Source organism: Atrimonas thermophila (genome assembly GCF_045864955.1).
In the GTDB taxonomy this organism is placed as follows: domain Bacteria; phylum Atribacterota; class Atribacteria; order Atribacterales; family Thermatribacteraceae; genus Thermatribacter; species Thermatribacter velox.
The window spans coordinates 1,190,537-1,210,716 of sequence record NZ_AP028803.1; the positions used below are offsets into that span (position 1 = coordinate 1,190,537).

Genomic DNA, 20,180 nt, shown 5'->3' on the forward strand with positions numbered 1-20,180 from the left:
CCATCACTCCCTGAAAAACAGAAGCTTCTCAAAGCTTGTTTTCCACTCTTTTTTTAGTTTTTCAAGTGATTTCTTCCACTGCTCAAGATTTATTTCTGCCTGAACTACTTGCCTTCTCACCTCATCCGGCGCAGTACTCCCCAGAGACTTTTTAAAGAGCGGAGACTTCTGCTCATCAAGTCTTTCTTTAAGGGTTTCCTCAAAGAGAGAAGCATATTCACCCAGGTCTTCGGCTCTGAGGGAAGTCAGTCCTCTCCCTTCCTCAAGCATTTTCCTCACTATTCTTCCAACCAGGTGATGAGCTTTGCGAAACGGAACACCTTTTTCAACCAGGAATTCTGCAAGGTCTGTAGCAGTAAGAAAGCCTTTTTTCAGGGCTTGCTCCATGTTTTGTGGCAAAGGTCGCATTCCTGCAACAAGTTTTGCTGCAATATCAAGAGACGACAGCGCCTCTTCGACACTCCTAAAAAGAGGCTTTTTGTCCTGCTGCAAATCCCTGTTGTAAGCAAGAGGCAATCCCTTTAGGGTGGTAGCCAGGCTGACCAAAGCGCCCAGAAATTCGCCGCATTTCCCTCGCAAGAGCTCTGCAAGGTCAGGATTCTTTTTCTGAGGCATGATGCTTGAACCTGTGGTCAGGGCTTCATCCATTTCTATAAATCCAAAAAGAGGGCTGCTCCAAACTACCAGTTCCTCACTCAATCTGCTGAGATGCACAAATAACGACAGAAGGTCAAAGAGAAACTCCAAGATGAAGTCCCGGTCAGAGACCGCATCCATACCATTTTCCTGGATTTTTGGGAAAGCCAGAAGTGAAGCCACATACTCACGGTCTATGGGCAGAGAAGTTCCCGCCAGTGCGCCCGCCCCAAGGGGAAGAACATTAACCCGTTTCAAGCTGTCCCAGAGGCGTTCTATGTCCCGTTCCAGCATACAAAAATAAGCCATCATATGGTAGGCATAAAGGACCGGCTGCGCTGGTTGAAGGTGAGTAAATCCAGGCATCACCAGGTCTGGATATGCCCTGGCCTGCTCAAGAATTCTTTCCTGCAAGGTGATTATTTTTTCAATCACTACTGCAATCATTTCCCGGAGATAAAGCCGCTCATCAAGTACTATCTGGTCATTTCGAGAGCGTGCAGTGTGCAGTTTGTCGGCAACCTGCCCTTTCAACTCCCGCAAACGGTGCTCCACCAGGCTGTGGATATCTTCGAAGGGAGTAAAATCTATCTTGCCTTCTTGTAACTCCCGATATATAGACCGCAAACCATCGCAGAGTTCTTCCCGCTCCTGCTGACTGATAACGCCTACCCGCTCCAGCATCATGCAATGGGCAATGCTCCCCAGTATATCGAAAGGATACAGCCGGTAGTCTTCTCCAATTGAGGTAGAAAAGGCAACGGTTTCAGCATCAGGTTTTCGCTCAAACCTGCCTCCCCAAAGAAAAGTTCCTTCTTTAGCCATGTTCTGTTTCACTCTTTCCGGTCAATCATGGAGTATATTTTGGTAGGCAAACCCCAGAGTTTGATGAAACCCTCACTCGCCTTGTGGTCGAAAAGGTCTCCTTTATCGTAAGTTGCCATTGCAAAATCGTAAAGCGAGTTTTCCGAACGCCGACCTATCACCTGAAGGCTTCCTTTGTAAAGCTTGAAACGCACCTCTCCAGTTGCCTTTCTGGCTAACTTACTCATAAAAGCATCCAGAGCTTCCCGCAACAGAGAGTGCCATAGACCTTCATAGACGACTTGTGCATACTGTTCCTCAAGATGGGGTTTGAAATGCAACACTTCTCGGGGTAACACCATGTTTTCTATCTCCCGATATGCCGTCAGCAAAATTAAAGCTGCGGGACATTCGTAGACTTCGCGCGACTTAATGCCTACCAGCCTGTTTTCAAGATGATCTATGCGCCCAAACCCATGCTCGCCCCCCAGCTTGTTCAGTTCTTCAACCAGGTTGAGCAACGAATAGTACTGACCGTTCAAGGTTTTGGGTATTCCTTCCTCAAAACCCACCTCGAAAATCAGGGGTTCGTTGGGAGCTTCAAGGGGATTTCGCGTCCACTCAAAGACTTCCTCTGGAGGCTCAACCCAGGGGTCCTCCAGCACTCCGCACTCAATGCTCCTTCCCCAGATGTTCTGGTCAATGCTGTATGGACTCCCCGTGGTAACGGGAACCGGTATTCCGTTAAGGTTTGCGTATTCAATTTCCTCCTCCCGGCTCCAGTTCCATATCCGTGCCGGAGCAATCACTTCCAGGGAGGGGTCCAGTGCTGCCACTGATACTTCAATGCGTACCTGGTCATTTCCTTTCCCTGTACAACCATGTGCCACATAACGGGCTCCCTTCTCCCGGGCAATCTTTACCAGATACTCTGCAATCAGAGGTCTGGAAAGTGCCGTAGCCAGAGGATACTTTTTCTCGTAAACCGCCTGTGCCCAGAGAGCCGGGATAACAAAACGTTGCAAAAACTCTTCACGTACATCAAAAACAAAAGCCTCTTTTGCACCCACAGCAAGCGCCTTTTTACGTACCTCTTCAAGGTCTTTACCCTGCCCAAGATCCAGAGTAACTGCGTAGACTTCTGCATCCATTTGCTCCTGCAACCAGCGAATAGCAACCGAAGTGTCCAAACCTCCCGAATAAGCAAGTACTACTTTTTCTTTACTCATAGTAAACTCGACACACCCAAATCAGCTTTAAAGGTGGCTGGGTTATTTCTATTCCGCCTCTCAGGTTAGCCTCACCCCAGCAGGCGGTATTCAAGGCTAACCAGCTTTACATACCAAAATAGAACAGTTTAAATACCGTGCATAATATTTCATTTCCCAAGAGAAGCTTTCAACGTCCAATTAAATTTTATCCAAACCTGACCCACAAGTCCTTACCAGGTTGCCAAAATTTTATCCAGCGCACTGGTCACCAAGTCAATATGTTCCTCTTCTATAATCAGAGGAGGCAAAAGTCTCACCACATCATCATTGCAGGCATTAACAAGCACTTTATTCTCAAACAACTTCTGTGCTACTTTTTTGGCTCTACCTGGGATTTCAATACCCCACATGAGCCCAACTCCTCTGACTTCTTTAATCAGACCCGGATATTTCTTTTGCAGGCTTTCCAGTTTCTTTTTCAAGTACTCCCCTTTCTCGCCCACCTTCTTCAAAAACGACTCCCTACTTACTTCATCACAGACCACACAGGCACTTCTCGCGCACACCGGATTTCCACCAAAAGTGCTACCTTGGTCTCCCGGATGCAAAAAAGGCAGAACCTTCTCATTAAGAAGACAGCAACCAATAGGTAATCCTCCGCCTAAACCTTTGGCAAGGGTAACCAGGTCCGGCTTAACTCCAAAATGCTGAAAAGCAAAAAAGGACCCCGTTCTTCCCATGCCACACTGCACTTCATCAAAGATAAGCAGGACGTCTTCCCGGTCACACAGCTCGCGCAGACCCTGCAAAAATTCCTTGCTACTCGGATACACCCCACCCTCTCCCTGAACAGGTTCTACTATAATAGCACACACTTCATCGTCAAGGACTTCCAGGACACTTTGTAAGTCGTTTAACTTTGCGTAAGCAATACCCGAAGGAAGAGGTTCCAGGTCCTGGTGAAATTTTCTCTGTCCGGTCGCAGCAAGTGTTAACAGAGTGCGACCGTGAAAGGAACGTTCAAAAGAGATAAACTTGAAGCGTTTTCTGTGTTTCCTGCGACCATAAAAGCGGGCTACTTTCATAGCTACCTCATTGGCCTCAGCACCACTGTTCACAAAGAATACTTTGGAAAGCCCCGAAATTTTGACTAATCGCTCGGCAAGTTCAATCTGGGGCAGAGTGTAGAAGAGATTTGAAGTATGGAGCAGTTTCGCTGCTTCTTCCTGAATCGCCTTAACCAGAGGAGGAAAACCGTAACCCAGTACGTTTACCGCAATACCTGCCAGAAAGTCCAGATATTTCTCGCCCTCCAGGTCAAAGAGATAGGGACCTTCTCCAGAAACAAAGACTACCGGAGAACGGCGATAAACCCCCAAATGGTATTGTTGCTCCTTCTCAAAATAGTACTCGCTGTTCAGCACCATTTGCCACCTCACTTTTTTATCCAGGTACCCCGCAAGTTCCCCCGCTCTAAGTCGCAAGCTTTTCTCAATTCCCCAAGCGAACCGATGAATACCCTGTTAACTCCACCACAAACTACCCGGCAAGCCATCTCGACTTTGGGAATCATGCCACCTTGAATCACACCTTCTCTGATGAGGGTCTCGGCCTCGGCAATGGAAAGCTCCTCACAGAGCGAAAAAGGGTCTTCGACCATACGAAGAACTCCAGGTACATCGGAGAAGAGAAACAGTTCCTCAACACCCAGCGCCTGGGCAAGCCGGCAGGCTGCCCAGTCAGCATTCACATTCAGGCTGTTGCCACTCCCGTCTGTGGAAACTGGCGAAATGACTGGCAAGAATCCCCCCTGCCATAGTGTTTCGATGATTCGCGTATTTACTTCTACGATTTCTCCTACCCTCCCCAGGTCCAGTAGCTTCCCATCCTTCTCCCTCTGCACTTTCTTTGCAACGAACAGGTTACCATCCCGACCACTGATGCCACAGGCATTGACCCCCAGCTGGGAAAAACCCCCCACCAATCTCTTGTTGACCAAACCAGAAAGAACCATTTCTGTGATGTCCATATCTTCTTCGGTCGTTACCCTCAATCCATCTACAAAAACCGGCTTGCGGTGCATCTTTTCCATAAAGGAAGATATTTGAACTCCCCCGCCGTGAACAAGGGCAACTTGAACTCCTTTTTTGAAGAGTTCTGCCACGGGCTCCAAAATTAGAGAATCGTCAAAATCTATCCCCTTACCACTTATTTTAAGCACTACTTTCATGCGCAACACCCCGGAAAATCAGGAGTAGTGGCTGTTAATTTTGACATAGTCAAAGGAAAAATCACAAGTCCAAACCTGGAAAGAAGCATTGCCAGAACCAAGGTTTAGCAACACATGAAGCTCTCGGTTCTTCATAATTTTTTCAAGTGCTTCTCTGGGAACATCTGTGGCAATGCCCCGTTCCACAAAAAGTTGCCCGTTAATTTCCAGCTCCACTTCCTGGGGAAAAAATCTCGCTCCACAACGTCCTGCAGCAGCAAGGATTCTTCCCCAGTTGGGATCCTCACCGAAAAATGCCGTTTTTACCAGAGGTGACTCAGCAATTGCATAAGCGCAGAGGCGAGCATCTTCTTTGCTTCGGGCACCTCGTACCTCCACAGTCACGAATTTGGTTGCTCCCTCAGCGTCCCTGACGATATCCTTGGCAAGTTCTCTGGTCAGCCAGAACAGAGCCTCCTTGAAAACCGACACCACAGAGCTTCCTTCATCAATCAGGGGAGTACTACTGGCTCCATTGCTCATGAAAAGCACCATGTCGTTGGTGCTGGTGTCTCCATCCACGGTTATCCGGTTAAAACTCTGTTCCACAGCCCCAACAAGTAAAGAACGCAGCAAAGATATCTCCAAATCAGCGTCGGTAGCGATAAAAGCCAGCATGGTAGCCATGTTGGGTTTTATCATGCCTGCTCCTTTGGCAATACCAGCGATGTGGACCACACCCTGAGGGGTTTCAATCTCTACTGCCCTTTCCTTGGGCATCGTGTCAGTAGTCATAATTGCCAACGCTGCATTGTGTCCCGAAGATTGATTGGGCAACAAAGAACGAGCTTCTCTAAGGCCTTGCTTTATCTTTTCCACAGGGAGAAATTCTCCAATCACACCAGTGGAAGCAACACTTACCCAGCAAGGATCAGGAACATTAAAAATGAGAGCTGCTTCCCTGGCAACTTCCCGGGCATCCTGGATCCCGCGCTCTCCGGTACAGGCATTGGCCACGCCACTGTTCGCAACTAACACCTGGATGGTGGACGCCCTGCTGAGGTGCTCTCTGGTCACTATCACCGGTGCAGCTTGAAAGAGGTTCTGCGTAAAAACTCCCCAGGCTTTGGCAGGAGGGTCAGAGTAAAGGACTGCCAGGTCTTTCTTATCTTTTTTAATACCACATGCCACTCCCTGGGCGTATATTCCCTGCACTACATCCAAGCCATTCTCTACAGCTCTCCACTCCACTTTCAGCATACCTCCTCAGGGATACAGGATGTTTTCAGGAAGACCAACTCTTTCATCGATACCAAACATGAGGTTCATATTCTGAACTGCCTGCCCAGAAGCTCCCTTAGTAAGGTTGTCAATGGCTGAAATCAGTATCAGCTGCTTATTTACCTTCAAAAAGCCAATGTCAATAAAGTTAGAACCAACCACCCACTTTAGCTCTGGAAAACTACCTGGAGGGAATACTCTTACCCAGAACCGGTCCTGATAATAGGCTTTAAAAAGCTCAAAGATAGCCTGTTCAGAAACCTCTTTGCGTAATTTCAAATAAATAGTGCTCAAAATACCCCGTTTCACCGGAAGAAGATGAGGGACAAACGTAACCCTGATTCTCCTTCCAGAAAGTTCGCTCAAGTTCTCTTCCATTTCCGGCTGATGCCTGTGTTTGCCAACACCATAGGCCTTGAAACTTCCAGAAACTTCACAAAAGTGAGTGCTCTCCTGGGGCTTCTTCCCGGCACCACTCACCCCAGACTTGCTGTCCACGATGATATCCTCCTCCACAAGCCCTTCTTTTAGCAAAGGGTAAACCGGAATGATTACTGAAGTCGGATAACAGCCGGGATTAGCTACCAATCGGGCCTGTGCTATTTCCTTTCCGTAAATCTCAGGTATACCATACACCGCCTCCCCAAGTGCCAGAGGTTCAAGGTGAGTAATGCCATAGACTCTTTCGTAGGTTTCCCTGTTTTTAAATCGAAAATCAGCGCTCAAGTCGATTACTTTCACTTCAGGACTAAAGAGCTTTAGATGACTCATGGACTCTCCATGAGGTAGAGCCAGAAAAACTGCATCGACTGGAGAAGGCACTCCCTGCTTGCTAAGACTCGAAAACTCCAGCAAGGTTCTCTTTGTCCAGGCGGGACAGTATTCCTCTAAACTCTTTTCAGCAAAGCTCTCACTGGAGATCCAGGTCACTTCTACCAGAGGATGAGAACGCAAAATACGCAAAAGCTCAAGCCCGGTATAACCACTTCCACCAACTATTCCCACTTTTATTCTGTCCATCCTGTTATTCCCCCTATTCAAACAAAAAGCCTCGTCGCTCAGGACGAGGCCTATTCAGCGGCAGGAGTACACTGCATAAAGCAGTGCACGGTGCCACCCTGCTTCACTCATATCGGCTAACGGGAAAACCCGGGTAACCCTACTTGGGACTGAATATCCCTTTCTTCGGAACCAGCTCTGGGGCTCTAAAGCCTTCTCCCTCAGGGGGGAACCTGTCCACCACTATGTTCCCTCGCTGTGCCCCTCAGAAGATGCATTCCCCTTCTTTGCCTTTCCTCACTATTCACTTCAGCGTATATTACATTAAAACATCAACTCGGATAAAAATCAAGAAAGACAGCCGACTTCTCTGAGAATGTTTTTAAGCTTTTCTTTCTGTTCAGAATTCATGATGCACAGAGGCGGACGCACCCACTCGCCACTTTTTCCAGTAAGGCTGAGCGCAAATTTTACGGGAATGGGATTGGTGGCTATGAAAATACCCTTGAAAAGGGGGTATAGCTCAAGGTGAATCTTCGTTGCCCTATCAACATCTCCGTTCCGAAAAGCGTCAATCATTTCTTTTATTCTTTTTCCAGCCAGGTGAGCGGCAACACTGACTACTCCCTTCCCACCATGAGCAAGGACAGTGAGAGTCATGTTATCATCACCACTGTAGATAGCAAATTCCTGAGGAGTCATTCGCCTCACCAGAGAAAGCTGGTCTACGCTTCCCGAAGCCTCTTTGATAGCCACAATGTTAGGTATTTCAGCAAGACGGGCTACAGTTTCAGGATTGATGTTGATTCCCGTCCTTGAAGGGATGTTGTAAAGCATAATGGGTATGTTCACCGCTTCGGCTATGGCTCTAAAATGCTGGTAAAGGCCTTCCTGCGGGGGTTTGTTATAGTAAGGTGTTACAGCCAGGATACCATGCACTCCAAGCTTTTCAGCTTCTTTGCTGAGTTTTACCGATTCCCGGGTGTTGTAGCTGCAGGTTCCAGCTATTACTGTTCCACGATCACCCATTTCTTCAAGGGCCACCTCAAAAAGGCGCAATTTCTCTTCGTGAGTAAGCGTAGGCGATTCTCCAGTAGTACCCGAAACCACCACACCGTCTGAGCCGTTACGCATCAGAAAGTCCAGTAGCTGGCGAAAAGCCTGGTAATCAATTTCCAGGTCTTCCTTAAACGGAGTTATAACTGCAGTCAGGAGACTACCCCATTCTCTCATTGTAAAACCCCCTCAGCACAGCTCATCGAGCTGAAACTTGCGGTGCAGGGCTTGAATAGCCCGCTCCATGTCTTTTTCCCACACCAAACAGGAAATGGTCACGTGAGAATCACCGGTCTGCAGGATTTCAATTCCTGACTCCTGCATGGCCTCAACAAGCTGTGCCATCACTCCGGGACGGTCAGCCATTTCAAAGCCTACCAGCGATACCTTGGCACAGGGTGCGTTAATAGTCACCGTAAATCCTGCTTTCTCCAGAATCTCTTTTACCAGAGAAGCACGTTGTTCCTCGACCACGAAAGCGGTGTTGTCAGGAAAAAGATTAATAAGGTCTATGCTGATACCTTTTTGAGCCAGAGAGCTGAAAGCGAGAAGCTTGTTTTCAGGCTTCTCACCCAGCGGTATCACCACCTGGGCCAATCCGGCACGATAGGCAATGCTGTAAAGGGGACGCAAACCCGCACCCCGTATACCTCGCTCTACAAGGTATTTTATGTCGCAAATGATGGTTCCTTCACCTTCGTTGGTAAGGCTGCGCACCCTGAGCGGCACCCGGTATTCTCTGGCCACACTCATAGCCTTGTGATGGATTACCTTAGCACCCTGCTGCACGATTTCCGCAGCCTCGGTGTAGGTAAGACCCCTGATTATTTGAGCGTCGGGAACGATGCGAGGGTCAGCAGTCATTACCCCTTCCACATCGGTGAAAATATCCACAAACTCTGCCTCAAGTGCTGCGCCCAGAACCACAGCAGTAGTGTCGCTTCCACCCCGTCCCAGAGTAGTTATATCTCCTCCTTCAGTGACGCCCTGGAAACCTGCTACCACAACCACATAACCTTCCTCAAGGTGTTTTCTGATGCGTTCTGGTTCTACCCGAAGAATTCTGGCGTCTCCAAAGTTAGAATCAGTAATTATCCCAGCCTGTCCACCAGTAAGCGCAATCGACCGCAACCCCTCTCTCCTCAAAGCCTGAGCCATGACCACAGTAGAAATGATTTCTCCGCAGGACATCAAAAGGTCCAGCTCCCTTGGTTCTACCTGTGAAAATTCCTCTCTGGCAAGACTAATGAGCGTGTCCGTAGCATAGGGAGAGCCTTTTCTACCCATGGCCGAAACCACAACCACGGGAGAAAAACCTTCATCAAGTGCTTGCTTTATTTTCTGAACCGCTCTTTCACGAAGCTCACGGGTGTGCACCGAAGTACCTCCAAATTTTTGCACCACAATCCTCATTGATTCAATGCCTCCTCTATCCTGCTCATAGCCCTTTCAAGAACCGCGTCAGGAGTGGTTAAAGAAACCCTGACAAAACCCTCACCGTACCTTCCAAAGCCGGTACCCGGGGTAACCACCACACCAGCTTTATCGAGTAAAAAGTTTGCAAAACCCAGAGAGTCAAAGCCTGAAGGAACAGGAATCCACACATAAAAAGTAGCCCTGGGTGGCTTTACTTCTATACCCACTCTGGAAAGAGCGCTCACCACCAGGTCTCTCCTTTTCTGATAAACGGGCAGCAGCCACTTCAACACCTCCTCCGTGCGGGCAAGGGCTTCTACTCCAGCCCACTGGATAGCGTTGAAAATGCCCGAATCCACATTGGTCTTAATCCTACCCAGTGCTTCTACAAGCTTTGCGTTGCCTACCGCAAATCCTATCCGCCAACCGGTCATGTTGAAGGTTTTGGAGAGTGAATGAAACTCAATGGCCACCTCCCTGGCTCCCTCAACTTCCAGTATGGAAGGAGCTCGGTACCCATCAAAGCTGATTTCCGAGTAAGCGAGGTCGTGAGCAATTATGAAGTTATAACGCCGAGCAAGCTCCACCACTTCCTTGAAAAAATCGAGAGAAGCAACTTGAGAAGTCGGGTTATTAGGATAATTAATGAAAATCAGCCGGGTTTTCTCCAGAACTTCCTGCGGGAAACGGCTGAAATCGGGCAGAAAGTCGTTTTCCGGAAGCAAGGGCAATTCCAGTGGAATTCCCCCGGCCAGCATAGTACCTATCTTGTAAACCGGATAACCAGGGTCACTGGCCAGAACTATATCGCCGGGGTCCACCACACACCAGGCAAAATGGGCTATACCTTCTTTGGAACCGATTAAGGAAACCACTTCCCGCTCCGGGTCCAGTTTTACCCCAAAACGGCGCAGATACCACTCAGCCACCGCTTCCCTGAACCTGTAAAGACCCCGATAGGAAGGGTAACGGTGGTTCTGGGGCTTTTGCGCCTCCTCACAAAGCTTCTCGATGATGAAAGATGGCGTTGGTAAGTCAGGGTCACCAATGCCCAGATCCAGTATTTCACGCCCTTTCTGCTTTTCCTCGGCTATTTTCTGCTCAATTTGCGCAAAGAGATAAGGTGGGAGCTTCTTGATACGGGTGGCTACTTCCATACTTTGAGAACCTCCTCGCTTAGCTTTCCTTCAAAAACTTCTTCCGCAGGTCCTTCCATAAAGACATCGCTCTGATTATCGGGCCAGGATACAAGCAGAGTGCCTCCAGGAAGATGAATTTGTGCTTCCCTGTCAAGCACTCCTTTTAAAACACCGGCCACCAGAACTGCACAGGCTCCAGTTCCGCAAGCAAGGGTGGGGCCTACCCCTCTTTCCCATACCTTAACCAGTGCTTCTTTCCTGTTTTGAACCTTTACAAATTCCACGTTGGTCTTGTGAGGAAAAAGGGGGTGTTTCTCGATGCTCTCGCCTACTTTTTCCCAATCCCCAGGCAGGTCAAAAATAACCGCGTGAGGGTTGCCCATAGAAACTGCAGTCAATGCGAAGGTTTTCCCATCTACCTGGAGTGGATAATCCACTACTTGCTCAGCATCAACATCTATAGGAATGAACGAAGCCCTGAGTCTGGGCTTGCCCATGTTCACCTTCACCGCAAGCTTTCCATTGCGTTCGGTAACCCGGGGAACAATAATGCCCGCCTTCGTATCCACAGGAAATTCTCTATCCGCCACCCTGCCCCGCTTCCAAAGATATACAGCAAAACAGCGGATGCCGTTTCCACACATTTCAGCCTCACTGCCATCCGCATTGAAAATGCGCATTGCAAAGGGAGCCCGGTCAGAGGGAGCTACCAAAATCACACCATCGGCACCAACTCCGAAATGGCGGTCGCACACTCTTTTCGAAAAAGAAGCTATATCCTTCACACCTTGCAATTCTTTCCACTCAAAAATCACAAAGTCATTGCCCAGACCGTGCATTTTGACAAAGCGCATTTCATTCACCCTCAAGGCCCAGTATTGGCTCCAGACCGAAAATAAAATGCTTTTTACTCACCGCTTCTTTTACAGCCATGATTACTCCCGGCATGAAGGAAGCTCTGGACAGCGAATCATGTCTTATGGTCAGAGTTTGCCCTTCATCGCCAAAAATAACTTCCTGATGTGCGACCAGCCCGGGCAGGCGAATACTGTGCACCCGAATTCCGTTTACCAGAGCACCCCTTGCCCCGGGATAGAGTTCCTCACTTTGGGAAAGCGCTTCACCCTCAACTTTTGGGATTGAAAGCGCCGTCTTTACGGCTGTTCCCGAAGGAGCATCTTTCTTCTGGGGGTGATGCATTTCAATGATTTCTACCCCACGCATGAACTTCGAGGCAATGCGAGCAAAATACATCATTAAAACCGCGCCAATGGCAAAGTTGGGAGCCACCACACAACCTGCATGTCCTGCTTCACTGGCCTGGCGTAAGCGTTCGACTTCCTCTTCCTTGAGGCCAGTCGTTCCCACAACCAGTGAGATTCCTTTCTGCAAGCTTTCTAGATAAACCTCTAAATTTTCGCGAAAAGCCTGGGCGTGGGTAAAATCGATTATCACCTCTGGAGAAGTATCTGTCAGGGCCTTTTTGAGCTTACTTTCTATCACCACACCTATCTTTCCCACTCCAGCAACCTCTCCAGCATCCCTGCCTACTTCGGCAACGTCACAAGCACCAACCAGGGAAAGCTGCTCATCCCTGGTTACCGCTTTAACTATCTCTTTCCCCATCTTGCCCGCTGCACCGGTCACCAAAACTCTTATTGATGACATACGTCTTTCACCCCTGCTTTCTTTAATCTCCAGGGAGAACGTCCCGTCTTATCAGGTCACTCAAACTTTCCGGCCTCACTACAAGCTTAGCTTTACCATCTTTCACGAACACCACGCCAGGACGGGGAATCATGTTGTAATTGGAAGCCATAGTGTGGTTGTAGGCACCGGTTCCCTCCACCACCAGGATGTCCCCCGGCAACACCCGGGGAAGCTCAATTTCAGGAATAATCACGTCTCCAGACTCACAGCACTTTCCCACCACTGACACCCTTTCCCGGCTCCGGTCATGCATCCGGTTGGCTACCAGAGCCTGATAGCGAGCACCATAAAGCACAGGGCGGGGGTTGTCGGTCATTCCCCCATCAACGGCGACGTACTTTTTAATGCCTGGAATCTCTTTGACGGTTCCCACCCTGTAAACCGTGTTGCCTGCTGTGTTCACAATGGAGCGTCCTGGCTCAACAATGAGCCGGGGAAGCGGAAAAGAGTGCTCTTCACACCACGCACGTACTTTCCCAGTTATAGCCTCAACGTACTCGCTAATGGAGGGAAACTGGTCTTTCTGCTCATCAAGATACGGGACACCAAGCCCTCCTCCCAGGTCCAGTTCTTCCAGAAGAAAATCTGTCTCCTTCCAGAACTGGAACATAAATTCAAGCATAACCTCACAGGCTTTCAAAAAGGGTTCCAGGCTGTCAATCTGCGAACCAATATGACAGTGAACACCTCTGAGTTCAAACTGAGGGAAAGCAAGGGCCTTTTTCATTACTTCTCTGGCGACTCCTCCCACAATGGGCAACCCAAACTTGCTATCGATTTTCCCAGTGGTGATGTACTGGTGGGTATGGGGGTCAATGCCCGGGGTTAGTCTGAAAAGGAGGGGCAGTTTTCCATTACGGTAGTTCTTCGCTTCTTCAATCAGAACTTCAAGTTCTGCTTCGCTGTCCACCACCCAGCGCCCTATTCCTTCCCGCAGGACCAGCTCCCGTTCCTGAGCGGTCTTGTTGTTGCCGTGAAAAATAATCCTGTCTGCAGGAAAACCGCTTGAACGGGCAATATAATACTCTCCCCCAGAGACGACATCCAGGAAGAGCCCTTCCTCAGCCACCATGCGGCACATGGCAGAACAGATGAAAGCCTTGCTGGCATAAGCAACAGCATAGTCAGGATAAAGACGCTCAAAGGACTGCCGGTAAAAGCGCATGTTCTCTCGGAGCAAGGTTTCGTCAAAGAGGTAAAGGGGAGTCCCAAATTCCTGGGCCAGCTGGACAACATCACATCCCCCAATTACCAGATGGCCGTGTTCGTTTATCTCCTTTTTACCCAGCATTGTCCCAACCCTCTCTAAGGTTTTTGCCTTTCTTAACATAAGACGCGCCAATTGTCAACGACGATGAGAAACCAGAATGCATCAACCGGGGAAGACCAAGGAAGCATACCCCACCACCTGAGAAAAGTCTCCGCTCACCTCTCCACTGTGGGCGTACTTGAGAAAACGGGGTTGGGGAGCATTTTTAAGCTTCTGGTAGAGCATTAAAATGGCAATCGCCCCTGGACCGCATACACTGACTGAAGCCTGGTGCAAGAAAGCGTAAAAGCCGTCCACGTCCAGGTTCAGTATGTGCGATATCGCCTGATGGTCTTTTCTCTCGGCAACCTCTGCTGGTTCGTAGTGACTGAAATCGCTGCTGGCCACGATGACCAAATTTTTCTCTGCAGAAAGCGCATACAGAGCTTCGGCCACCTGCCGGGCTACTCCCTTTCGCTGGTCAAGGAGCGCTATGGGAAGTATCTTGAAAGGACAGGATACAAAATACTGCAAAAAGGGTATTTGGACTTCAATGGAATGCTCTGCAAAATGAGCCTGCTCGTCAAAAGCAAAGACCGGAAACTTCTCTACCAGAAAACTGGCCGCTTCAAGGTCCAGCACCACTTTTCCCAATGGGGTCAGCCATTCCTCTTCCTCGCTAAGAGCAACCGAAGCGCCATATCCCCGATGATTGGGACCAATGATGCAGAAGGTAGTCTCCCGGTCAATACGAGAAAGAGCAGCAAAGGACCAGCAGGCCACCGCTCCAGAGTACAGGTAACCAGCATGAGGGCTAACCACACCGTTCACCTGCTCGAAAAAGGGCACCTCTTCAAGATTGCTACCTGGCCCCAGGGGTGATTGTTGAAGCCTCTCAATGAGAGATTTGACTTCCTGGGCGCTACCAGGATAAAAATAACCGGCCACCGCGGGTTTTCTAACCATTGCTCACCACTCCCGGTACCTTCGAATTCGCAAACGGATAAAAATCAGTAAAAGCAAAATAAATACCAGAGCCAGTATAATCAGGAGGCTATTTGCGCCCCCCAACAGGGCAAAAGAAAGCCAGAGATAGGGAAACAGCGCACTGCGATAGCCATACTGGTAGGACTTTTTGTAAAAGCTCAGTGCCTCCCTGGCTCTTCCTGCTTCTCTAAGTGAAGCAGCCTTCTGAAAGTAAAGCTCTCCCAGCTTATCTTTCCAGGCGGGGCGGTTGTCAGGGTCTTTGAGGAAAAGCTGTTCAGCCTGGGCAATCATCCCTTCCAGGTCGCCAACCATTTGGTAGGCCTCAAAAAGTGCCTGGAGCGTTTCCGGCTTCTCGCGCTCTTCAAGGGGAAGACGCTCTATATACTGGAAAAATTCTTTAATCTTACCTTCTTCAAGGAGTTCAACCAGATGCACCTCAGGCTTGATTAAGGAAAACACCCCTATGACCACAATCCTCATCCTTCCAGCGTCAGCAACCAGGAGATGTCCCTCGTCGTCCACCCACAGCCCTTCAGGATGAGAAAAACTGAACGCTGTATCCCCGCCTTGACCCAAGATGTAATGCAGTGTCCCCTTCAAGTCATACACCTTTACCCGGTGGTTGTTGTAATCAGTGATAAACACCCATTCTCCCTTTATAAATAAGTAACGGGAGCGGTTAAAGCGTTCTCTCTCGCTTCCCTCACCACCAAACTCAAACAGGAAGCTGCCATCAGGAGCGAACACTTTGACCAGGTGATGCACCGTATCGGCAACCCAAATTCTTCCCTGAGCATCAACTGCAATACCCCGGGGATAGTAAAATTCGTCTTTTCCCATACCCTCTTTGCCAAAGGTAAAAAGGAGCTTCCCGGTTTCATCAAGAACTACTATCCTGGAGTTATCGGTATCCGTAAGGTAAAGGCGACCTCCGCTTGCCCAAATACCCCGCGGACCCTTGAGAGAAAGCCCTTCTGGTTTAATGGTTAATTTTACCTCGTAGTTCCTTCCATCAAGCACCCGTATCTGGTTTGCCTTCTGCTCAACCACGTAAATTCTGCTTCCATCTCCAGAGAAGGCAATACCAACCGGCCCCTCCAAGCCGTTGACCACTTTTATTAGCTTCCACGCAGAGTCAAAGACCAGCAGTCGGTCCTTTTCCCAGTCACTGACCAGAATCTCCCCTGAAAGGGGATTCACTGCCACATAGGCTGGATACCCAAAAAAAGGGGTTTCATCCTCAAAGCTATCCACGACCCGCTCCAGAGTGAACTCCTGGGCCGCGGCAAGAGTATAACCTGCAACTAAAAGACACAGTCCCACAAGGAAAATCAAAACGCGATGCCAGTTCCCCTCACGAAACAATCTGAATCAACTCCTTCATTTTGCTTTTCACTTCATTCTCAACTGCTTCCGGTTCCCCAGAAGTCAAGAAAAGGGGAGGAGAAAAAGCAACAGTAATGGGAAAGGGTTTCGGGAAAGACCTTCCGCGGGGGAAGCTCTCAAAGGTGCCCCGTATGCCAGCCACCACCACCGGTACTCCAGCTTTAATCAGGAGTTTCACCACCCCGGGCTTGAAATCCGATACCTCACCCTGGTTGCGGGTCCCTTCCGGAAACAGGCAAACCACTTTCCCCTCTCGCAAAAGAGAAAGCACCCGCTTGATTGCTGACACGTCTTTCTCCCCCCTCCGCAAGGGAAATGCACCAAGCTGCCGCAAAAAAAAGGCAGCTACAGGGTTACGAAAGAGCTCTTCCTTAGCAACAAAATAGACTCTCCTGGGGCAGGCGCAACCCACAACGATGGGGTCGAGATAACTGGAGTGATTGGCAACAATGAGGCAGGGGCCAGAACGTGGAAAGTGCTCCCTTCCTCTCACCCGAAACCGGAAAAAAACCAGCAATAAAAATAAGGCTATGGCTTTGCTCAGATAGTAAATCACTCTGCCCACCAGAGAAAATCTTATGGTTTTATTGTAAGGATTTGTGGAAGCTTAATCAACCGGTATGCAAAGAGAGTTACTTAAAAAGAAAGCGCCAGGCGTCACTCGGCGGGGAGGCCTTTTTCAATAGGACGTTTTCTGTCTTCAGGAAGGCATTTTTTCGTTTTCCCTCCCACAGTATCCCTTAAGACGAGAACAAATAGAGTGAAAATCCACAACGCCCAGGAGCTTTCCCCCCTCAGGGTCAACCACAGCTGCCCAGGTTTGCCCGGAAACAAACATAGCCCGCAGCACTTCCTCAAGGGGCGTGAAGGGAACAACTGTTGCACATTGCAGTACCTCGCCTTTCTCATTTTTGGCTCCCAGGAATCTCTGCTTTTCATCAACGACCAGCACAAAGTTCCGGCTGTCAGGGTGATGGTTTGAAAAATCCCCCTCCGGACTCCCAGTTCTTCCCTCCCTGACCACAGGCACGTTTTCCTCCAGAACTTCTGAAGCAGTAAGCAGATGCAGAGTATGGAAAAATCCTTTAGCTCCCAGAAATTCCTCTACAAAGGGGTCAGCAGGACTAAAGAGAAGCTCCTGCACAGTGCCAACCTGAAGGATGCGTCCTTTTTTCATAATTCCGATGCGGGTGGAAAGCTTTATCGCTTCCTGCAGGTCATGGGTCACAAAGAGGATGGTTTTTCCCAGGCGCCTATGGAGGCGCAAAAGTTCATTCTGGAGCTGTTCCTTGCTGATTTGGTCCAGCGCACCAAAAGGCTCGTCCATGAGGACAATTTTGGGGTCCGAAGCCAAAGCTCTGGCTACCCCCACCCTCTGCTTTTCTCCCCCGCTGAGCTCGCGGGGGAAGCGGCGCAAATAGGATTCTTCAAGCCCGATGACGTCCAGCAATTCTCTCGCCTTTCTCCTACGCACCGGGTGAGGAACTCCCATGATGGAGAGAACATAGGTTATGTTTTCCTCCACATTGAGATGAGGAAAAAGGCCAATTTGCTGAATAACGTAGCCGATGTGCCTACGTAGCTTTATGGGGTCCCATTCCATGACTTCTTTTCCCTCCACATAAACGGAGCCCGAGGAGGGCTCGACAAGGCGGTTGACCATCTTTAAAATGGTGGTCTTGCCGCAGCCAGAAGGCCCAATCAGGCAGAGAAACTCGCCTTCCTCGAGCTCAAAGGAAACACCATCCACTGCTTGGATGTTGCCCGGATACGTTTTAGTTACCTCCTGAAAGACAACCACAGGCGGCATAAGAGCTAAAGAAGTCCCTTCTTTTTCAGGAATTCCCGGGCTACGTCTCTGGGATCCATAAGCTTTTCATCCACAAGATAGTTCATCTCGGTCATCTCTTCGTTACTTATCTGTCCTTCGAGTCTCCCCAGGACCTCAGCGATGACGGGATATTTATCCAGTGTTTCTTTCCTTACCACAGGAGCACAGAAATAGGAGGGGAAATAGTGCTTGTCGTCCTCAAGAACCACCAGGTCGAACTTTTTCAAAAGACCATCAGTTGAAAAAGCATCAATCACGTCAACTTCCCGAGACACTATGGCTGGATACTTCAGAGCAATAGCCATTTGTCTGGTGGCCTTGAAACGGAAGCCGTAGGTTTTTACCAGGTTTTCGTAACCGTCCTTGCGTTCAAAAAAGTCCGGCTCAGCACCGAAAACATAGCGCTCTGAAACTCGGGCTAAGTCCGAAAAAGTCTTCAGGTTGTCCTTTTCGGCCGATTCCCGGCGCACCGCCAGAGTAAAGGTGTTGTTAAAGCCAAAAAGCGGTAGATACACGAGACCAAACTTTTCTTCATACTCTTTCTTCACCCGCTCATAGAGTTCCAGCGGGTCGGACACCACTTCATCCTTTCTGAGCACTTCCTGCCAGGATGTCCCGGTGTACTCCGGGTAAATATCAATGTCACCCCGCACGATGGCTGGATGTAAAATGGAAGTTGTACCTCCCTCAATAATCAGACGCTCCACCTCAAGGTCAGTATGCGCTTTAAGCATCTGGACTATGATCTCGGCCAAAATATGGGACTCGGTAAATGGCTTATTGCTGACCACCACTTTGTCCCCTTGTGCCCAGGCCACACCAAGAGAAAACGCAAACAGGAAAACCACCAGAAACAGGAAACGCAGTGCTTTCATATGCAACACTCCTTACATTTGAATTCGGCGTAAAAGCCTTTTTTCCAAAAACCCCAGCAGGGTATCTGCTGCCAGGGAAAGCGCAGCCACCAGGATGCTCCCCGCCACGATGAGCTCGGTATAGTAGGAGGTGATGCCGCGGAAGATAAGCACGCCCAACCCTCCAGCCCCTATGAAAGCAGCAATGGTGGAAACTGAAATGGTCATCACCACCACGGTCCGGAAACCCGCCACGATGAACGGAAGCGCAAGCGGCAGTTGCACTCTGAAAAGCAGCTGCCAATCAGTGCTGCCCATTCCCTTCGCTGCTTCCACAATCCCCGAGTCGACGTTCACAATCCCCACATAGGTGTTACGGACCAAAGGCAAGAGCCCGTAGATGAAAAGTGCAAAGAGAGTCGGCTTCAGACCAATGCCCAGAAGAGGAATCATGAACCCAAAAAGGGCCAGGGCGGGGATGGTGTAGAGAACTCCAGTCACCGCCAGAACTCCCGAAGCCCAGGAACGAAAGCGGGTGATAAGGATTCCCAGTGGAATTCCTACCAGACCAATGAGCAAACAGGCCACAAAAGAGATGTAAACGTGCTCGAACAGGCTCTGCAAAACCAGCTCCCGGCGCTCAAAAAGGAGGAGCAAAACCCGCAGCAGAAAGTCCATAGTCCCCACCTGCTACATGGTGATGATGACAAAGCCTTCCGCAAGAAAACGGTGCATTCCGGGATGTCCCTTCATGTCCTCAAGCAGGGGAAGACCCTCTTTTTCCACCGCATCCAGAACTTTCATCTTTGCTGAGCAGGCCCGGCAGGCCCCAGCAATCAGACCCTTATCCTTCGTTTCCCGATAAAGCCCGTGCAAAGAGTGAGATGCTTCAGCAAGCAACGGCACCAGGCGAGTGGCACTCCCCTCAAAAACAATGCGGGCCACATTACCTTTTTCATACATGTCCAGAGCGTTAAGAAGGACGTGAATGAAGCACATCTCCTGGTCTCGAAAAACGAAGAAAGCGACTTTCTGCATCGACAATCCCCCTTTTTCTTTTCTGAAACCAGAATTTAGGGCAAGATATTTCGCACGTGAGCTCAGGCAAAGGGTCAGCGCCAAAAACCACTGGAAAGGCCAAAATCCAGCTTTACATTTTATTTAAGTGCTCTGGAACAACCCCGAAAATAGTAGTGATATCCTCTACACTTATCCGCTTCCCTTGCCATTTGGAAACCTCTTAACCCAAAGACTAGCTCCATCCTGGAGCCTGCCAACGTTAAAAAGGCAAAGCTTGAGCTGAAACATCGAGAAGGTGAAAGAATTTGAAATAGATCTTTCTGGTTATATTGCCCTTTAAGAACAGAACTCCGAGGCTAATCCCCTGTTTGCGCTTTAAATGTCTCAGTCTC

Annotated in this window: 19 protein-coding genes; all 19 read right to left on the minus strand. The window is 49.3% G+C overall.

Going from position 1 to position 20,180, the window contains the following annotated elements; genetic code table 11:
* Positions 1 to 3: 3 nt before the first annotated feature.
* Entirely contained in the window at positions 4 to 1,461 is a 1,458-nt protein-coding gene (gene argH, locus ACKTT1_RS06210; RefSeq protein ID WP_412708960.1) for an argininosuccinate lyase, read from the minus strand.
* An 8-nt stretch (positions 1,462 to 1,469) separates the two neighbouring features.
* Positions 1,470 to 2,669, minus strand: a complete 1,200-nt coding sequence (locus tag ACKTT1_RS06215) for an argininosuccinate synthase (RefSeq protein ID WP_412708961.1) — start codon at positions 2,667 to 2,669, stop codon at positions 1,470 to 1,472.
* Between the two features lie 212 nt (positions 2,670 to 2,881).
* Entirely contained in the window at positions 2,882 to 4,090 is a 1,209-nt protein-coding gene (locus tag ACKTT1_RS06220; protein WP_412708962.1) for an aspartate aminotransferase family protein, read from the minus strand.
* Positions 4,087 to 4,881 carry an acetylglutamate kinase gene (gene argB / locus ACKTT1_RS06225; protein ID WP_412708963.1) on the minus strand — a complete coding sequence of 265 codons (795 nt, stop codon included), beginning with the start codon at positions 4,879 to 4,881 and terminating at the stop codon, positions 4,087 to 4,089. Before argB ends, ACKTT1_RS06220 begins: the two co-directional genes overlap by 4 nt.
* Before the next feature lie 18 nt (positions 4,882 to 4,899).
* Positions 4,900 to 6,120, minus strand: coding sequence for a bifunctional glutamate N-acetyltransferase/amino-acid acetyltransferase ArgJ (gene argJ, locus ACKTT1_RS06230; RefSeq protein WP_412708964.1), 1,221 nt, complete (start codon positions 6,118 to 6,120; stop codon positions 4,900 to 4,902).
* 6 nt (positions 6,121 to 6,126) lie between these two features.
* Positions 6,127 to 7,161 (minus strand): N-acetyl-gamma-glutamyl-phosphate reductase, encoded by a 1,035-nt coding sequence (gene argC / locus ACKTT1_RS06235; RefSeq protein ID WP_412708965.1) that lies wholly within the window; start codon positions 7,159 to 7,161, stop codon positions 6,127 to 6,129.
* Between the two features lie 327 nt (positions 7,162 to 7,488).
* Complete coding sequence (gene dapA / locus ACKTT1_RS06240; protein WP_412708966.1) at positions 7,489 to 8,373, minus strand: 4-hydroxy-tetrahydrodipicolinate synthase; 885 nt, start codon at positions 8,371 to 8,373, stop codon at positions 7,489 to 7,491.
* Positions 8,374 to 8,385: 12 nt separating this feature from the next.
* Positions 8,386 to 9,609: an aspartate kinase gene (gene dapG / locus ACKTT1_RS06245; RefSeq protein WP_412708967.1), complete on the minus strand. Its 1,224-nt coding sequence runs from the start codon at positions 9,607 to 9,609 to the stop codon at positions 8,386 to 8,388.
* Positions 9,606 to 10,769, minus strand: coding sequence for an LL-diaminopimelate aminotransferase (locus ACKTT1_RS06250; RefSeq protein ID WP_369019146.1), 1,164 nt, complete (start codon positions 10,767 to 10,769; stop codon positions 9,606 to 9,608). The genes dapG and ACKTT1_RS06250 overlap by 4 nt, the downstream gene beginning before the upstream one ends.
* Positions 10,760 to 11,605 (minus strand): diaminopimelate epimerase, encoded by an 846-nt coding sequence (gene dapF / locus ACKTT1_RS06255; RefSeq protein WP_369019145.1) that lies wholly within the window; start codon positions 11,603 to 11,605, stop codon positions 10,760 to 10,762. Before dapF ends, ACKTT1_RS06250 begins: the two co-directional genes overlap by 10 nt.
* Before the next feature lies 1 nt (position 11,606).
* Positions 11,607 to 12,419 carry a 4-hydroxy-tetrahydrodipicolinate reductase gene (gene dapB / locus ACKTT1_RS06260; protein ID WP_369019144.1) on the minus strand — a complete coding sequence of 271 codons (813 nt, stop codon included), beginning with the start codon at positions 12,417 to 12,419 and terminating at the stop codon, positions 11,607 to 11,609.
* Between the two features lie 22 nt (positions 12,420 to 12,441).
* The gene (lysA, locus tag ACKTT1_RS06265) at positions 12,442 to 13,752 is read right to left on the minus strand and encodes a diaminopimelate decarboxylase (protein ID WP_369019143.1); all 1,311 of its coding nucleotides are present in this window, start codon (positions 13,750 to 13,752) and stop codon (positions 12,442 to 12,444) included.
* A gap of 81 nt (positions 13,753 to 13,833) precedes the next feature.
* Positions 13,834 to 14,676 (minus strand): AmmeMemoRadiSam system protein B, encoded by an 843-nt coding sequence (gene amrB / locus ACKTT1_RS06270; RefSeq protein ID WP_369019142.1) that lies wholly within the window; start codon positions 14,674 to 14,676, stop codon positions 13,834 to 13,836.
* Between the two features lie 3 nt (positions 14,677 to 14,679).
* Positions 14,680 to 16,062, minus strand: coding sequence for a 6-bladed beta-propeller (locus tag ACKTT1_RS06275; protein ID WP_412708968.1), 1,383 nt, complete (start codon positions 16,060 to 16,062; stop codon positions 14,680 to 14,682).
* Positions 16,052 to 16,648 carry a lysophospholipid acyltransferase family protein gene (locus ACKTT1_RS06280; RefSeq protein ID WP_412708969.1) on the minus strand — a complete coding sequence of 199 codons (597 nt, stop codon included), beginning with the start codon at positions 16,646 to 16,648 and terminating at the stop codon, positions 16,052 to 16,054. The genes ACKTT1_RS06275 and ACKTT1_RS06280 overlap by 11 nt, the downstream gene beginning before the upstream one ends.
* 135 nt (positions 16,649 to 16,783) lie before the next feature.
* On the minus strand, positions 16,784 to 17,893 hold the full coding sequence (locus ACKTT1_RS06285) for an ABC transporter ATP-binding protein (protein ID WP_412708970.1): 1,110 nt from the start codon (positions 17,891 to 17,893) through the stop codon (positions 16,784 to 16,786).
* A gap of 5 nt (positions 17,894 to 17,898) precedes the next feature.
* Entirely contained in the window at positions 17,899 to 18,789 is an 891-nt protein-coding gene (locus tag ACKTT1_RS06290) for a glycine betaine ABC transporter substrate-binding protein (RefSeq protein ID WP_412708971.1), read from the minus strand.
* 12 nt (positions 18,790 to 18,801) lie between these two features.
* Positions 18,802 to 19,446, minus strand: a complete 645-nt coding sequence (locus ACKTT1_RS06295; protein WP_412708972.1) for an ABC transporter permease — start codon at positions 19,444 to 19,446, stop codon at positions 18,802 to 18,804.
* A 12-nt stretch (positions 19,447 to 19,458) separates the two neighbouring features.
* Positions 19,459 to 19,806 carry a cytoplasmic protein gene (locus ACKTT1_RS06300; RefSeq protein WP_412708973.1) on the minus strand — a complete coding sequence of 116 codons (348 nt, stop codon included), beginning with the start codon at positions 19,804 to 19,806 and terminating at the stop codon, positions 19,459 to 19,461.
* Positions 19,807 to 20,180: the final 374 nt, after the last annotated feature.

Bases quoted from the DNA above. Each gene is read 5' to 3' on its own strand.
- argH (WP_412708960.1), bottom strand. From the start codon at position 1,461: ATGGCTAAAGAAGGAACTTTTCTTTGGGGAGGCAGGTTTGAGCGAAAA.
- ACKTT1_RS06215 (WP_412708961.1), bottom strand. From the start codon at position 2,669: ATGAGTAAAGAAAAAGTAGTACTTGCTTATTCGGGAGGTTTGGACACT.
- argB (WP_412708963.1), bottom strand. From the start codon at position 4,881: ATGAAAGTAGTGCTTAAAATAAGTGGTAAGGGGATAGATTTTGACGAT.
- argJ (WP_412708964.1), bottom strand. From the start codon at position 6,120: ATGCTGAAAGTGGAGTGGAGAGCTGTAGAGAATGGCTTGGATGTAGTG.
- argC (WP_412708965.1), bottom strand. From the start codon at position 7,161: ATGGACAGAATAAAAGTGGGAATAGTTGGTGGAAGTGGTTATACCGGG.
- dapA (WP_412708966.1), bottom strand. From the start codon at position 8,373: ATGAGAGAATGGGGTAGTCTCCTGACTGCAGTTATAACTCCGTTTAAG.
- dapG (WP_412708967.1), bottom strand. From the start codon at position 9,609: ATGAGGATTGTGGTGCAAAAATTTGGAGGTACTTCGGTGCACACCCGT.
- ACKTT1_RS06250 (WP_369019146.1), bottom strand. From the start codon at position 10,769: ATGGAAGTAGCCACCCGTATCAAGAAGCTCCCACCTTATCTCTTTGCG.
- dapF (WP_369019145.1), bottom strand. From the start codon at position 11,605: ATGCGCTTTGTCAAAATGCACGGTCTGGGCAATGACTTTGTGATTTTT.
- dapB (WP_369019144.1), bottom strand. From the start codon at position 12,419: ATGTCATCAATAAGAGTTTTGGTGACCGGTGCAGCGGGCAAGATGGGG.
- lysA (WP_369019143.1), bottom strand. From the start codon at position 13,752: ATGCTGGGTAAAAAGGAGATAAACGAACACGGCCATCTGGTAATTGGG.
- amrB (WP_369019142.1), bottom strand. From the start codon at position 14,676: ATGGTTAGAAAACCCGCGGTGGCCGGTTATTTTTATCCTGGTAGCGCC.
- ACKTT1_RS06285 (WP_412708970.1), bottom strand. From the start codon at position 17,893: ATGCCGCCTGTGGTTGTCTTTCAGGAGGTAACTAAAACGTATCCGGGC.
- ACKTT1_RS06290 (WP_412708971.1), bottom strand. From the start codon at position 18,789: ATGAAAGCACTGCGTTTCCTGTTTCTGGTGGTTTTCCTGTTTGCGTTT.
- ACKTT1_RS06295 (WP_412708972.1), bottom strand. From the start codon at position 19,446: ATGGACTTTCTGCTGCGGGTTTTGCTCCTCCTTTTTGAGCGCCGGGAG.
- ACKTT1_RS06300 (WP_412708973.1), bottom strand. From the start codon at position 19,806: ATGCAGAAAGTCGCTTTCTTCGTTTTTCGAGACCAGGAGATGTGCTTC.